Raw genomic sequence first — 13076 nt, 5'->3', positions numbered from 1 at the left:
GTTTAGACGCGTCTAAACGACAACACCTGTTAGTTAGTTGGGTTCGCTAGCTTGCGCGGGAAGACTGCGCGCCGCCGGCATGGCCCGACGCCGCCCGGCGTTCCGCCAGCCGGATCTCGAGTACGGAGTCCATGGCCTGCTGGACGCGGTCGGCTGCACCCGCGGCGGTGAAATCGCGTTGGGCCTCTTCGAGATGGACCAGCGCGTCCGTGTTTTCACCGGCTGCCTTGAGGGCCTTGCCGAGGAGGAACGCGACTTCGCCTGCGGTGTGCCGGGCGAGGACATCGCGGTCCGCGTGGATTTCGCGCAACTTGGTGATGGCTGCCGGGATGTCGCCCGTCAGGTAGAGCCAGCGGGCGCGGATAAAGGCAACTTCCAACTGGTCCGTCTTGTTTCCGCCCACAATCGACAGGGCGAGTTCAGCGCGTTCGATGGCCGAGAGCGTCTCCGGCTCCACGATTCCCGAGGAGAGCCGGACAGCCGCCGACGCCTTGTTGAAACGGGCCCACAGCTCAATGTCGTTGGCGGGGGAGAGCAGCTTGGCGGCGCGCTCGTGATGCTTGATGCCTTCAACGTAGTCGTGGCGCATGAAAGCTACGTTTCCCACCACCCAGGCCACTTCGCCTGCGAGCTGCGACATCGAATGATCGTCCATCTGGTTGTTCATGGCCTGGCAATACGTCCAGGCCTCGTCCAACCTGCCACTCTCGGCCAATGCACCGATCAGGGCGCGGTGCGCCCCGATGATCAGGGTTGAGCCTTTGGGCAGCTGCTCGGAAAGCCTCACGGCTTCCTTGGCGTGCTCGACGGCGGTGGACAGCTGCCCTTGTCCGTGGCAGACGGCGGCAAGCATCTGGCGGGCGCGGACGCCCAGGCCCGCAGATTCGGTAGCCATGGGATGCTCCAGGAGATGCTGGATGATCTGCTGGCACTCCTTCAACTGGCCCTGCTTCATGAGGCATTCGGCCTGCATGTAGGTCATGTTCCACCAGGCGCTGGTGTTCTTTGCCTCGAGCGCGATCTGGGCGGCGGTTGATGCGTGGCTTGCGGCAAGCGGGTAGTCCCTGAGGTCCCACGCTTGCCTGGCGTACAGCCCTGCGAGCACGTATTCGGCGTCACTGACGGATACGGGTTGGCTCCAGGCTTCCAAGGCTTTCGGTGCCAGCTCCAGACGGCGGGCGAGTTCTTCAATGACTTCGGCCGTGGGCTCCCGCCGGCCGGTTTCAAGAAGTGAAATGTAGCTGGGTGAGTAAAGATCCCTGCCCAATTCAGCCTGGGTCAGCCCACGTTCGAGCCGTTCGGCACGGAGCTTTTCTCCGAATCCGTTCCCCACAGGTTCCTCCTAGAGGCTTGTCTTTGCGCTGTCTTTACGCCTAAAGCTTGACAGTCGCTGTGGAAAACATTTTACAATGAATGTCAACAGGGACCGCGAAATTTCCGTAACGAATCCGACTCGCATTGAGGAAAAATTATGTTGAAGAAGATTGCTGCAGCAGTGGCCTTGGCCGGCGCTCTTGCATTCTCCGCCGCGGCGCCAGCCGTCGTTTCCGCAGCCCCTGTGGCAGACACCGTCAGCACGGTGCTCAGCATTGGTAACTGGCCTGATCCGATGAGGGTGTCGCAGGCTATCGGCAACTGGCCCGATCCGATGGGTGTGGTCTCGCAGGCTATTGGTAACTGGCCCGATCCGATGAGGGTGTCGCAGGCAATCGGTAACTGGCCCGATCCTGTGTAGCTGAGGCTCGACGGCGGCACCCGGGATCCCGGTGGCCGCTGGATAATTCAAATGAAGTGAAGAAGTCCCCGGTAGTCTGAAATCGACACACCGGGGATTTCTTTTGCTCGAAGATCCGTGTGGACCGTGATATGCCCCGAGTCTTTGTGTCGGGTTGTTAACAACACTTGTCTCTAAACCTCAGGGGCGAGCGAGAAAACCGGTCAGGGGAATGTTTCCGGGTTTTCCCTGGCTGCCGAAAAGCTCGTTAAATAAAGTAGAAGACCTTCCGAGTGGAAGGTCTTCTACCAATTGGTCGGGATGACAGGATTTGAACCTGCGACCTCTTCGTCCCGAACGAAGCGCGCTACCAAGCTGCGCTACATCCCGATCCGCTGCGAAAGCAACTGTTCAAGAATAGCCGATCCCTCCCCGGATGCGAAATCGAAGGACGCCCGCCTGCGGAACCACTGGCTCAGACCAGCGAGTCCTTCCAGGCGCCGTGCAAGCGGGCGAAACGCCCTCCTCCGCCGATGAGCGCGGCCGGCGTGCCGTCTTCGACGATGCGTCCCTCGTGCACCACCAGCACCCGGTCCGCTGTCTCAACAGTAGAGAGCCGGTGGGCGATGATGATCGCGGTCCGTTCGGAGTCCGCACCGGACAACAGGCTGCTCAGGCCGGCCTGCACCAGTCGTTCCGAGGGGATATCAAGCGAAGATGTCGCCTCGTCCAGGATCAGTACTGCCGGGGCCGCAATGAAGGCCCGGGCAAAGCCGATCAGCTGCCGTTGCCCGGCGGAGACCCGGCCGCCACGCTTGTTGACGTCGGTGTCGTAACCGTCAGGCAACGCGGAGATGAAGTCGTGCGCGCCAACGGCCTTCGCCGCGGTTTCGATCTCCTCGCGCGTAGCCTCGGGCCGCCCCAGGGCGATGTTGTCCGCCACGGAGCCGCTAAAGAGGAAGGCTTCCTGGGTGACCATCACGACGGCGCGGCGCAGGTCCGCCGTCGAAAGCTCCCGGAGGTCGACGCCGTCGAGGGTCAAGGATCCTTCGGTGACGTCGTAGAAGCGGGCGATCAGCTTGGCAAAGGTCGATTTGCCGGCGCCGGTCTGTCCAACGAGGGCTATGGTCTGTCCGGCGGGAATGTGAAGGTCCAGCTTGGGGACCACTACCTTGCCGTTGCCGTAGCCGAACTCCACTCCACGGAAGTCGATTTCGCCGCGCGCATGGGGCAATGGCACGGGGTTCTTGGGTGGCCGGACAGTAGGAACTTCTTCGAGCAGGCCGGACACCTTCTCGAGCGCGGCCTGGGCGCTCTGGAAGGAGTTGTAGAACATGGCCATCTGGTCCACGGGCTGGAAGAAGCGCTTCGTTGAAAGGATCAGTGCCAGCAGCACGCCTACCGCCAGCTCTCCCGAGAGTACCCGGAAGCCGCCGAACAGCAGGACCACCGCGACGCACACGTTGCCGATGAGGACCAGTCCCGGTTGGAAGACACCGTTGAGGTTGATGGAGCGGACGGTGACTTTACGGTAGTCCTCGGAGAGTTCGGCATAGCGCTGGGCGTTCTCCGGCTCCTTGCGGAAAGCCTTGATGGCCCGGATTCCAGTCATGGTCTCCACGAAGTGGACAATCAGCCTGGCCGATACCACCCGCGATTCGCGGAAGGCGATCTGCGAGTGCTTCTGGTACCAGCGGGCCAGGAAGTACGCAGGCACTCCCGTGGCGAGCATGAGCAGCCCGCTGCGCCAGTCGAGGGCAAACACCGTAAATGCCGTGAAAAGCATGAACAGGATCCCCGAAGCAAGCGAGCTCACGCCCGAATCAAGGAGTTCACGCAGCGCCTCCAGGTCCGAAGTCTGGCGCGCGATGATCCGGCCCGAGGTGTACTTCTCGTGGAACTCCAGGCTGAGCCGTTGGGTGTGCCGGAAGACCCTCAGCCGCAGGTCGAGGAGCATTGACTGGCTCAGCTTCGCCGTGGAAGTGACGTAGAGGGCGGTCAAAATCGCCGTTGCGACGGCCGCTGTCAGGTACAGGACGCCGGCCAGGACCACGGGCATGTTGTTTCCGGCGAGCAGCGAGGGCAGTGCGTGGTCGATGCCGAAAGCGATGATCGCCGGCCCGGCCACCCGGGTGGCCTGCGAGAGCACCACCATGGCCAGCGTCAGCCAGAACCGCAACCGCACCGGGCGGATGAGCGATCCCAGCAAGGCGACCGACCGCCGTCGTACTGCTTTGCTGTCGCTGCGGCTCAGGTGGGCGTTGTCTTCATTGGCGGTTCCGAACGTGCTCATCGGCGGCCCTCCCCGGCTTGGTCCATGTGCTGTTCCGAATCCAGCTCGTGTTCTAGTTCGTCGAGTTCGAGGTCGAGGTCCTTCGGCCCGGAGTCGAGGCTCGCGATCACGTAGCGGTAGTGGGCGTTGTTGGCCAACAGTTCCGTATGGGTCCCGACGGCGGTGATGCTTCCGTTTTCGAGCAGCGCCACGCGGTCGGCGAGGGCAACGGTGGAGGGCCTGTGCGCGACGATGAGCGTGGTGGTGTCCCGGAGGACTTCGCGGAGCCTGGCTTCGACGAGTTCCTCCGTGTTCACGTCCAGGGCCGACAGGGGATCATCCAGCACGAGGACCTTGGGCTTCGCCGCGATGGCCCGGGCGAGCGCGATCCGCTGCCGCTGGCCACCGGAAAGGCTCAGGCCTTCCTCGCCGATAAGGGTCCCGACGCCGTCGGGCAGCGAATACGCGAAGTGCGCCTGCGCGACGTCGAGCGCTTCCTCAAGGGCTTCCTCGGAAGCGTCGGGCGCGCCGAGCAGCACGTTGTCCCGGACCGAGCTGGAGAACAGGGTGGTGTCCTCGAAGGCGACCGCCACCACGGTCCTCAGCTGCTCGACGCTGAAGTCTCGGACATCCACGCCGTCGATGGTCACGGATCCTTCGCTCACGTCATAGAGCCGGGGAACCAGCTGGAGCAAGGCGCTCTTTCCGCTACCGGTAATGCCCACGAGCGCCATGGTTTCGCCGGGCCTGATGTCCAGGGTCACGTCGTGCAGGAGCCGGGCGCCGTCGTCGAAACCGAAACCGGCGGCCTTGAAGCTCAAGGCCCCGCGCAGTTCCTTGGGTGTCCTGGGGTTCGCCGGACTGGTGATGGTGTTGGGCGTGTCCATGACCTCGAAGTGGCGATCGAGGGCGGTCTTGGCGGTCAATGCCATGGCCAGGAGGGTCCCCGAGAATTCCACCGGTGCCGCGACCACCGCTGCGGTGCCGAAGAAGGCAACCAAGGAACCGATGCTGAGTTGGCCCATGGAGACGAGCAGGACGCCCGCCACCAGCCCGACGCCGAGCGCCAGCTCGGGCAGCAGTGTCACCACCAGCGTGAAGGTGGCTTGGTGCTTGGCCTTGGCGATCTCGGTCTGCCTCAGCTCCTCGGCCTGTTCATTGAAGTTCTCCAGTGCTTCGCGGCTGCGGCCGAACGCCTTGAGCACTCGGATGCCGTGAACGGACTCTTCGACCGTGGTGGCGAGGTCGCCGGCCTGGTCCTGGCTGAGCCGGGTCACCAGGCTGAAGCGGCGGCGGAAGCGGAAGGAATAGACCATGATGGGCACCGCGGCGGCCAGGAAGATCAAAGCCAGCTGCCAGCTCATCGCGAACATCACCGCGACGCCGATCACCACGGTCAAAGTGGTCACCACCAGCATGATCGCGCCGAACGCCATCCAACGCCGCAGGAAGTTCAAGTCCGTCATCGCACGGGACAGGAGTTGCCCTGACCCCCAACGGTCATGGAAGGAAACGGTGAGGTCCTGCAGGTGCCCGTAGAGGGAAACCCGCATCCTCGATTCCACCGTGGTGGCGGGATTGATGACGAACTGGCGCCGCAGCGCCACAAGCCCGGCTTCGGCGATGCCGAGTGCCAGAACCACGACGGCGGAAATCCAGACAGCGTCGGTAGGACCACCAGGGTGGAGGGATCCGTTGATCAGGACCCGCAGCACCTGGGGGATGGCAAGCGCCATGATGCTGGCCAGCAACGCGCTGACCAACCCCATGAAAAGCCGGGGGAGGATCGGTTTAACGTGCGGATAGAGACGTTTGACGGAGGTAAAGAATGAAGTCTGTTTGGCCATGCCCGCTTCTCAACAGCTTTGTCCCGGCGTTCCTGGGTTTTCGTACGACGCACGGAGGTAGTTTCCTATAGCAACTACCCTATGCCATCGCGTAACAGGATTCACAGCACCATTGCGTTGCGTGATACGAGGTATTCGGAACTGGTGGCGCTGGTTATTGACGGGGCGTCAGCGTCAGCAGCACTGCTTCCGGCTTGCACGCGATCCGGACCGGGGCGAAGCGCGAGGTGCCGATGCCGCCCGAGACGTTGACCGGCGTCGCGCGTCCGTTGTTCTCCCAGTCATGCAGGCCTTTGGCGCGCCACGTGGGGAGATCGCAATTGGCAACCAGGGCGCCGTAGCCGGGGATGCAGATCTGGCCGCCGTGGGTGTGCCCGGCGAGGATGAGGTCCGCCGCGTCGTTCGTGAAGTGATCCAGGACCCGTTGGTAGGGGGCATGGATAACGGCTACGCGCAGGTGCGGGCGGGAGTCCTGTCCCACGGTGCCGCGTGGCCAGCCGGTGTAGCGCTCCCGATTGAGATGGGGGTCGTCCACTCCGGAGAAATCGAAGCGGATTCCGTTGATGGGCAAGGACTGGTGCCTGTTGGTGAGGTCGATCCATCCGGACATCCCGAACCCTGAGCGCAGGCGCGGCCAATCGAGCTCGACCGGATTGTCCTTGACGCGGGACGGGCCGAGGAAATATGTGGCCGGGTTCTTGAACCGCGGGGCGTAGTAGTCGTTGGAGCCCGGGACGAAGACGCCCGGGAACTTCAACAGTGGCCGCAATGCGTCCAGCAGCGGAACAACGGCGTGGGGGTGGCTGAGATTGTCACCCGTGTTCACCACAAGGTCCGGCTCAAGCGCGGCGAGCGAACGCAGCCATTCGGCCTTCTTGCGTTGGCTTGGCACGAAATGGATGTCGCTTATGTGCAGCACCCGGACGGGAGCCGAGCCCTCAGGGAGGATGGGAACGGTCTCCTCGCGGAGTACGAACTGGTTCTTTTCCCAGAGGCCATAGGCGAAGCCTGCCACGCCAGCGGTTGCGCCCGCACCCGCAGCGACGGCAAAGCCGCGTCCGATGCTTCGGACGCGGCTTGCCAGCGATTCAATGACGGGCTTGGAGCCGCTAGCCATTGTTCTTTCCGTTGCCATTTCCATTGCCGTTCCCGTTGCTGCTCGGCTGGGTGCTCGGAGAAGTGTTGCCCGGAGTGGTGGTGCTAGGCGTCGAAGGCTTGAACCCGGGCGGGTCGAGCAGGTTCGACGGCGGAGCCGGGAACGGGTTGGTTCCATAAGTGGGAGCGACCTGGAGCATGTAGTTGGCGAACTGCGGACCAGCGATCATGTAACCGTCAATGCCCTGGTAGAACTTGCCATTGATGGTGACGTTCTGACCCGCTCGGTTCTGGCTGCCCAACGGATCGCCGAACCACGTGGCCGTTGCGAGGCCGGAAGTGTAGCCGGCAACCCAGGTGGAACCATTGGAGTCGTTGGTTCCGGTCTTGCCCGCGATGGGGAAGTTGGTCTTGGTGGAGATTCGAGGCTGGATCAGCGAGCCGGAGCCCTTATTCAGAACCTCTTGCATGGCGTAGGCAACACCATGAGCGACCTCGGGGGTGACCGCGCTCCTGCAGCTCGTGGACTGGGCCGGCAGCTTGGCGCCCGTCTGGTCGGTTACCGAGGTGATGGCGATCGGCTCGCAGTACGTGCCATTGTTGGCAAAGGTGGCGAAGGCGCTGGCCATGGTCAGTGGCGCGGTCTGGGTGGAACCAATCAGGTTGCCCAACGTTGTCATGGGAACCTTCGGGTTGGGATTGCTGGCGTCCGGCAGGCCGCCGTGGATGCCAACAGCATCGACGATCTTCTGGATGCCACACAGGTCAACCCTTGCAGCCGTGGCAAATGTCATGGTGTTGATGGAGTTGGCCAAACCATCCACCACTGTCATGGGCTTGTAATATCCACCCTCGGCGTTCTGGAGGTCATGGGTGCCATTGGTGCTGTCATACCAGCCGACCGTCGGAGTCGGGCACGTGTTCTTCCACGGGAAATTCTGGGGATACCGCCGGACGGTGCCATCCAGCACCGTATTCATCGACTTGCCCTCGTTCAACCATTCGGCAAAAGTGAAGGGCTTCATGGTTGAACCGGGCTGGAATCCGCCCAGTCCGTTGAGGTCATTGCCGTTGGCATCCAGTTTGTCTACGTTGAAGTTCTGCTCGGCCTGGAACTTCCCGTCGGCTGGCAGCCAGACGGTATTTTGGGCCATCGAGATGATCTTGCCGGTGCCCGGCTGGACCGACACCAAGGAAGCGCCCCATTTGTCCGGGTTAGCGCCGGCGGAAGCATCTACCTGGGCCTGGGCCACGGCCTGCGCCTTCGGGTCCAGTGTGGTCTGGATGGTCAGGCCACCCCGCGAGACGCGGTTGACGCGATCGTCGATGGTCGCGCCGTAGGCCGGGTTGTTGTAGAGCAGGTGCAGCACGTAGTCGCAGAAGTACGCGGCAGTGGCGGAGTAGGGGCAGCCTTGGCGAGGTTGCGTCACCTTGGTGGTAACCGGCGTCGCGATGGCGGCGTCGTAGTCGGCCTTCTTGATCTTTCCCTGGTCCAGCATGAGGCCGAGCACCAGGTCGCGACGCTGCTTCGCGTGGTCCGGGTTCGTCACCGGGTCGTAGTAGGACGGGCTGTTGACGACGCCGGCCAGCAAGGCGGCTTGCGGCAAGGTGAGGTCCTTGGCGCTGGTGCTGAAGAAGAGCCTTGAGGCGGCCTCGATGCCGTAGGCGTCCTTGTTGAAGAAGACGATGTTGAGGTAACCCTCGAGGATCTGCTGCTTGGAGAACTTCTTCTCCAAAGCGATGGACAGCTTCATTTCGCGAAGTTTGTCGCCCACGCCTTTGTTCACGCCATTGAGCTTGACGTCGGCACCCTTGTTCTGGGACACGAGCGACTCATTAATGACGTTGTTCACGTACTGCTGGGTGATGGTGGAAGCGCCCTGTTTTTGCCCGCGCGCCGTGCTCACGATGGCGCGCATGATGCCGGTGGCGTCAATGCCGCCGTGCTCATAGAAGCGGCTGTCCTCAACCGAGACGATCGCATCCTTGATGAAAGGGCTCATCTGGTCGAGCGAGACCCGCGTGCGGTTCTCGGAGTAGATCGAGGCGATCTGGCTGCCGTCCGCGGCCAGGATGGTGGTCGCCTGGCTGGGCGGGTTCACCTGAAGCTCCGCCGGCAGCGTGTCGAAGAACTGAATGGACCCACTCGCCGCACTGCCCGAAACGGCGGCCGCGGGAACGAGCAAGCCCGCCACCAGGACACCACAAATAGCGCTCACACCGAGGAATCCGAGGATCTTTCCAAGAGTGGTGGCAGTGTCGAATAGAGGGTTCCTACGAGTCACCATGTTCACCACTTTACCGGCAAGGGCTAGTCTTTCTTTCATGACCAAATGGGAGTACGCGACGATTCCGCTCATCATTCACGCTACAAAACAGATTCTGGACCAGTGGGGAGAGGACGGCTGGGAGCTCGTCCAGGTTGTTCCCGGACCCGACGGAAACGGACTTGTTGCATACTTGAAGAGGGAGAAGCAGTAACAATGACAACCCCCGCAGAAGCCACAGTTGGCGCGGATTCCACGGCTCCGGCATCCGCCGTCGAGCAGCGCCTTGCAGAACTGGGACTGACCCTTCCGGCCGTCGCAGCTCCGGTGGCCGCCTATGTTCCGGCCATCGTCTCCGGCAACCACGTCTACACCTCCGGACAGCTGCCCTTCATTAACGGCAAACTCGAAGCTACGGGCAAAGTCTCCAGCGGTGAAGAGGGCCTTTCGGACGAGCCCACGGTGTCTCCGGAAGACGCGCAGAGGTATGCAGCTGTCTGCGCCGTCAACGCCTTGGCCGCCGTCAAGAGTGTCATCGGGGACCTCGACCGCATCACGCGCATCGTGAAGGTCGTCGGCTTCGTGGCCTCCGATACCTCCTTCACCGGCCAGCCCGGTGTCATCAATGGTGCATCCGAGCTCCTCGGGCGTGTCTTCGGCGACAAAGGGCAGCACGCGCGTTCCGCCGTCGGCGTTGCAGTCCTTCCGCTCGACTCTCCCGTCGAGGTCGAGTTGATCGCTGAATTCAGCTAAGGAACCGGTTCACTCCATTGCCACAACTAGCCCGACGCTTGTTTGCGTTACCCCCTGAACTTGAAGGGGCTGCACGGAATTGGCTTGAGCTCGGCGAACGGGCCCCCCGCGCCGCGCGTTTTGCATCATCTGTTGTCCTGCTCCGCGATTCGCCGACCGGCCTGGAAACGTGGATGGGTTACCGTCCCGGTTCCTCGCCTTTGGGCGTTGTCGCGTTTCCCGGCGGCTCGCTGGAACCCTCCGACGACGACGCCCTCGGCTGGCTCGGCCCCTCGCCTCAGCATTGGGCAGAGACGCTGGGGACCGCCGACGTCGGACTTGCCCGCCGCCACGTGGTGGGCGCCATCCGGGAACTGTTCGAGGAGACCGGCGTGCTGCTGGCCGGCCCCGACTTGTCCTCCACAGTGGAGGCGACGTCCACTCCCGAGTGGATGAAGGCCCGCGAGGCCGTGGCGGCCCAGGACAAGTCGTTCACGGACGTCCTGGCCAAGCGCGGCCTGTCGCTGCGGACGGACTTGCTCAAGCCGCTGGTCAACTGGCTCAGCCCGGACTTCGCGCACAGGCGCTTCAACACCCGCTACTTCGCCGCCACTCTTCCCGTGAACCAGCAGCCATCGCTGCTGGCCAGCAAGGGTGTCTGGGGGCGTTGGGTGTGCGTTTCCAAACTCATGGCCGAGCGCGAGACCACTGCGCTTGGGGATGAAATCGGCCAGGAAAACACCGTTGGCTTGCCACTGGGCCAATTGCTGGTGCCGGGCTCGGAGATCATCCTTGAGAAGATGGCCGCTGCCCAGGGTTGCATTGCGTACCTCAGCTACAAGCGGAAGCCGCACATGTACCAGCCGCGGCTCGTTCAAGAGGATGGCGCGCTCATGCTCGAAGTCGAAGCGGCCCGGACGGTTTCAGGGGAGCCGCAGCGGGAACGCTGACGACACCCAAATCCGCTGGCGACACGAAAAATGCCTGGCGACTCCGGAATTCCGGGGTCACCAGGCATTTTCTGTGTCGTAGGAATTAACGGGAGCGCTGGCGGAGGCGCTGCATGTCCAGAATGACCACTGCGCGGGCTTCCAGGCGGAGCCAGCCGCGCTGTACGAACTCGGCGAGGGCCTTGTTGACCGTCTCGCGGGAAGCTCCGACCAGCTGGGCCAGTTCCTCCTGCGTGAGTTCGTGGGCCACCAGGACGCCGTCGGTCGCGGGCCGGCCGAAGCGGTCCGCGAGGTCCAGCAGGGCCTTGGCGACACGACCCGGGACGTCCGAGAACACGAGGTCGGACAGGGAATCGTTGGTGCGGCGCAAGCGGCGGGCAAGTGCCTGGAGCAATTGTGCGGACACCTCGGGGCGGGTGCGCAACAGGGCGTTGAGGCTTTCGTTCTTCAGGCCCGCCAGACGCGTTTCGGAAACGGCCGTGGCCGTCGCGGTGCGCGGGCTGGGATCGAACAGGGCCATTTCGCCGAAGAGCTCGCCCGGGCCGAGGATGGCCAACAGGGATTCGCGGCCGTCCGGAGAGGTGCGGCCGAGCTTAACCTTGCCGGACACGATGAAGTAGAGCTGGTCACCCTGATCGCCCTCACGGAAAACAGACGCTCCGCGTGAAAGGTCCACCTCTGTGAGTTCGTCCGTCAGCAGACGGAAAGCGTCGTCGTCAAGGGTGGCGAAGAGGGGTGCGCGGCGCAATACCTCGATATCCATGAAATCTCCTGAGTAAAAGTTCGGCTGGGGCGCTTCAGCCATTGTTTCAGAATTTTGTCGCGTCTGTGACGTACTTGGCAGCCGAAACGCCCTAAATCACGCGGAAGAGGCCCAAAACCGCGCCTCAAACGGCCGGGAATGCCCTGTTCGGGAGGGGCTTCGCGATCTGGACGACGGCCTGCTTCCGAAGGGAAGCTGTCAGTCTGTGCAACTACAATTGGGGCTTACCCGGCTGTGAGGAGCTTTGGTGTTCGGCTTGACCATATTGGACCTGGCGTTGATTTTGACGCTTCTTTCCTACCTGATCTACGGACTGCGCAACGGCTTCTTCGTGACGCTCGGAGGAATCGCGGGCTTCGCCGTAGGAGCAGCCGCGGCCTTTATCGCGGTCCCGCTCGTCGGCGAGTGGGTGAAGGACAGCGGCTGGAGGCTGACTGCCATTATCGGCTCGGCCGTGGTCCTCATTGTCTTGGGGCACGGTCTGGGTACCTGGATCGGACAAAGGGTCCGCAAAGCCTTGCGCATCCAGCCTTTGCACGCACTTGACCGCGTGCTGGGTGGTTTCGTCAGTTTGGTTGTTGCCGCACTCGTGATGTCCATGTTGGCTTTCAGCATCGGTTCCTTGGGCGTGCCCTTCGTTTCGCAGCAGCTGGCCGATTCCAAGGTGATCCGCTTCATCGACACCATGACGCCCACACCGGTCAAGGCCAGCGTGGCGCAACTGCGTTCCAAGGTCATGGGCAACGGCATTCCGCAGCTCATCGAAGGCATCGGCCCCGTTACTCCGGTGCCCGTTCCGAACACCAGCACCGACACTCCCGCACTCAACAATGCGGCCCACTCCGTGCTGAAGATTGCCGGGACGGCCTACCAGTGCGGCCAGAACCAGACAGGCTCCGGCTTTGTTGTCTCCCCTGGCCGCGTGGTGACCAACGCCCACGTGGTGGCCGGAGTGTCGCAACCTGTAGTGGAAATCCCCGACGGCGGTGCGTTGCCTGGTCGCGTGGTCTACTTCGACAGCCAGCGCGACCTGGCCGTCATCGCCGTCGACGGCCTCCCGACGGCGCCGCTGCAGTTGAGCCCGGATCTTCCGGCCGGTTCGCCCGCGGCTTTCGCCGGCTACCCGCATGGTGGTCCGTTCCAGTCCAAGCCGGCCGCGGTGGAGGGCATCTCGACCCTGCTGGTCCCGGACATTTACGGCAACAACCCGTCCCCGGAGCAGGTCTACAAGCTGGCGGGAGACGTGCAACCGGGCAACTCGGGCGGTCCGCTGCTGACCACCCAGGGACAGGTTGCCGGCGTTGTCTTCGCCAAGACCACTTCGGATGTGGCGGTGGGCTACGCCCTCACCATGGACGAGCTCTCTCCGGTGGCACAGCAAGCACCATCGCTCAGCGACGCCGTCTCGTCGGGCCAGTGCACCAAGAAGTAGCCCC

The 13076-nt window shown here is 63.1% G+C and carries 11 protein-coding genes and 1 tRNA gene; 5 read left to right on the top strand and 7 right to left on the bottom strand.

Annotated elements, in window-relative coordinates; genetic code table 11:
- Positions 1-46: 46 nt before the first annotated feature.
- The gene (locus tag AC3WJU_RS13740) at positions 47-1333 is read right to left on the bottom strand and encodes a helix-turn-helix domain-containing protein (protein ID WP_284990331.1); all 1287 of its coding nucleotides are present in this window, start codon (positions 1331-1333) and stop codon (positions 47-49) included.
- A 138-nt stretch (positions 1334-1471) separates the two neighbouring features.
- On the opposite strand from AC3WJU_RS13740, the gene AC3WJU_RS13735 reads away from it, so the two are divergent.
- A complete protein-coding gene (locus AC3WJU_RS13735) occupies positions 1472-1735 on the top strand; it encodes a hypothetical protein (RefSeq protein WP_059389476.1) in 264 nt (87 codons plus the stop codon).
- A gap of 292 nt (positions 1736-2027) precedes the next feature.
- Here AC3WJU_RS13735 and AC3WJU_RS13730 read toward each other — a convergent pair.
- From AC3WJU_RS13730 to AC3WJU_RS13710, 5 genes are all read right to left on the bottom strand, one after another.
- Positions 2028-2104 (bottom strand) — tRNA-Pro (locus tag AC3WJU_RS13730).
- 85 nt (positions 2105-2189) lie between these two features.
- A complete protein-coding gene (locus AC3WJU_RS13725; RefSeq protein WP_306959284.1) occupies positions 2190-4007 on the bottom strand; it encodes an ABC transporter ATP-binding protein in 1818 nt (605 codons plus the stop codon).
- Entirely contained in the window at positions 4004-5833 is a 1830-nt protein-coding gene (locus tag AC3WJU_RS13720) for an ABC transporter ATP-binding protein (protein ID WP_307055851.1), read from the bottom strand. The genes AC3WJU_RS13725 and AC3WJU_RS13720 overlap by 4 nt, the downstream gene beginning before the upstream one ends.
- Positions 5834-5987: 154 nt before the next feature.
- Complete coding sequence (locus AC3WJU_RS13715; RefSeq protein ID WP_059389479.1) at positions 5988-6950, bottom strand: metallophosphoesterase; 963 nt, start codon at positions 6948-6950, stop codon at positions 5988-5990.
- Positions 6943-9255: a transglycosylase domain-containing protein gene (locus AC3WJU_RS13710; protein ID WP_253257446.1), complete on the bottom strand. Its 2313-nt coding sequence runs from the start codon at positions 9253-9255 to the stop codon at positions 6943-6945. Before AC3WJU_RS13710 ends, AC3WJU_RS13715 begins: the two co-directional genes overlap by 8 nt.
- On the opposite strand from AC3WJU_RS13710, the gene sp36 reads away from it, so the two are divergent.
- From sp36 to AC3WJU_RS13695, 3 genes are read left to right on the top strand one after another with little or no spacing between them, the layout of a single operon-like run.
- A complete protein-coding gene (sp36, locus tag AC3WJU_RS13705) occupies positions 9254-9409 on the top strand; it encodes a Sp36 family protein (protein WP_009359196.1) in 156 nt (51 codons plus the stop codon). The genes AC3WJU_RS13710 and sp36 overlap by 2 nt on opposite strands.
- A gap of 2 nt (positions 9410-9411) precedes the next feature.
- Positions 9412-9948, top strand: a complete 537-nt coding sequence (locus tag AC3WJU_RS13700) for a RidA family protein (RefSeq protein ID WP_059389482.1) — start codon at positions 9412-9414, stop codon at positions 9946-9948.
- A gap of 17 nt (positions 9949-9965) precedes the next feature.
- Positions 9966-10877: an NUDIX hydrolase gene (locus tag AC3WJU_RS13695; RefSeq protein WP_284990336.1), complete on the top strand. Its 912-nt coding sequence runs from the start codon at positions 9966-9968 to the stop codon at positions 10875-10877.
- Between the two features lie 85 nt (positions 10878-10962).
- On the opposite strand, the gene AC3WJU_RS13690 is transcribed toward AC3WJU_RS13695, so the two are convergent.
- Positions 10963-11640 (bottom strand): Crp/Fnr family transcriptional regulator, encoded by a 678-nt coding sequence (locus AC3WJU_RS13690; protein ID WP_011775987.1) that lies wholly within the window; start codon positions 11638-11640, stop codon positions 10963-10965.
- 247 nt (positions 11641-11887) lie between these two features.
- Between AC3WJU_RS13690 and AC3WJU_RS13685 the strand changes: the two genes are divergently transcribed.
- Entirely contained in the window at positions 11888-13072 is a 1185-nt protein-coding gene (locus tag AC3WJU_RS13685; protein ID WP_284990337.1) for a MarP family serine protease, read from the top strand.
- The last annotated feature ends 4 nt before the right edge of the window (positions 13073-13076 follow it).

This window comes from Arthrobacter sp. FW306-1B-F12A (assembly GCF_058781865.1).
Note: the sequence above shows the minus strand (reverse complement) of the source record. Positions and strands in the feature narration are given on the sequence as shown.

Coding starts and splice junctions, on each gene's coding strand:
- AC3WJU_RS13735 (WP_059389476.1), top strand. CDS start 1,472: ATGTTGAAGAAGATTGCTGCAGCAGTGGCCTTGGCCGGCGCTCTTGCA.
- AC3WJU_RS13690 (WP_011775987.1), bottom strand. CDS start 11,640: ATGGATATCGAGGTATTGCGCCGCGCACCCCTCTTCGCCACCCTTGAC.
- AC3WJU_RS13710 (WP_253257446.1), bottom strand. CDS start 9,255: ATGAAAGAAAGACTAGCCCTTGCCGGTAAAGTGGTGAACATGGTGACT.
- AC3WJU_RS13715 (WP_059389479.1), bottom strand. CDS start 6,950: ATGGCTAGCGGCTCCAAGCCCGTCATTGAATCGCTGGCAAGCCGCGTC.
- AC3WJU_RS13700 (WP_059389482.1), top strand. CDS start 9,412: ATGACAACCCCCGCAGAAGCCACAGTTGGCGCGGATTCCACGGCTCCG.
- AC3WJU_RS13725 (WP_306959284.1), bottom strand. CDS start 4,007: ATGAGCACGTTCGGAACCGCCAATGAAGACAACGCCCACCTGAGCCGC.
- AC3WJU_RS13720 (WP_307055851.1), bottom strand. CDS start 5,833: ATGGCCAAACAGACTTCATTCTTTACCTCCGTCAAACGTCTCTATCCG.
- sp36 (WP_009359196.1), top strand. CDS start 9,254: ATGACCAAATGGGAGTACGCGACGATTCCGCTCATCATTCACGCTACA.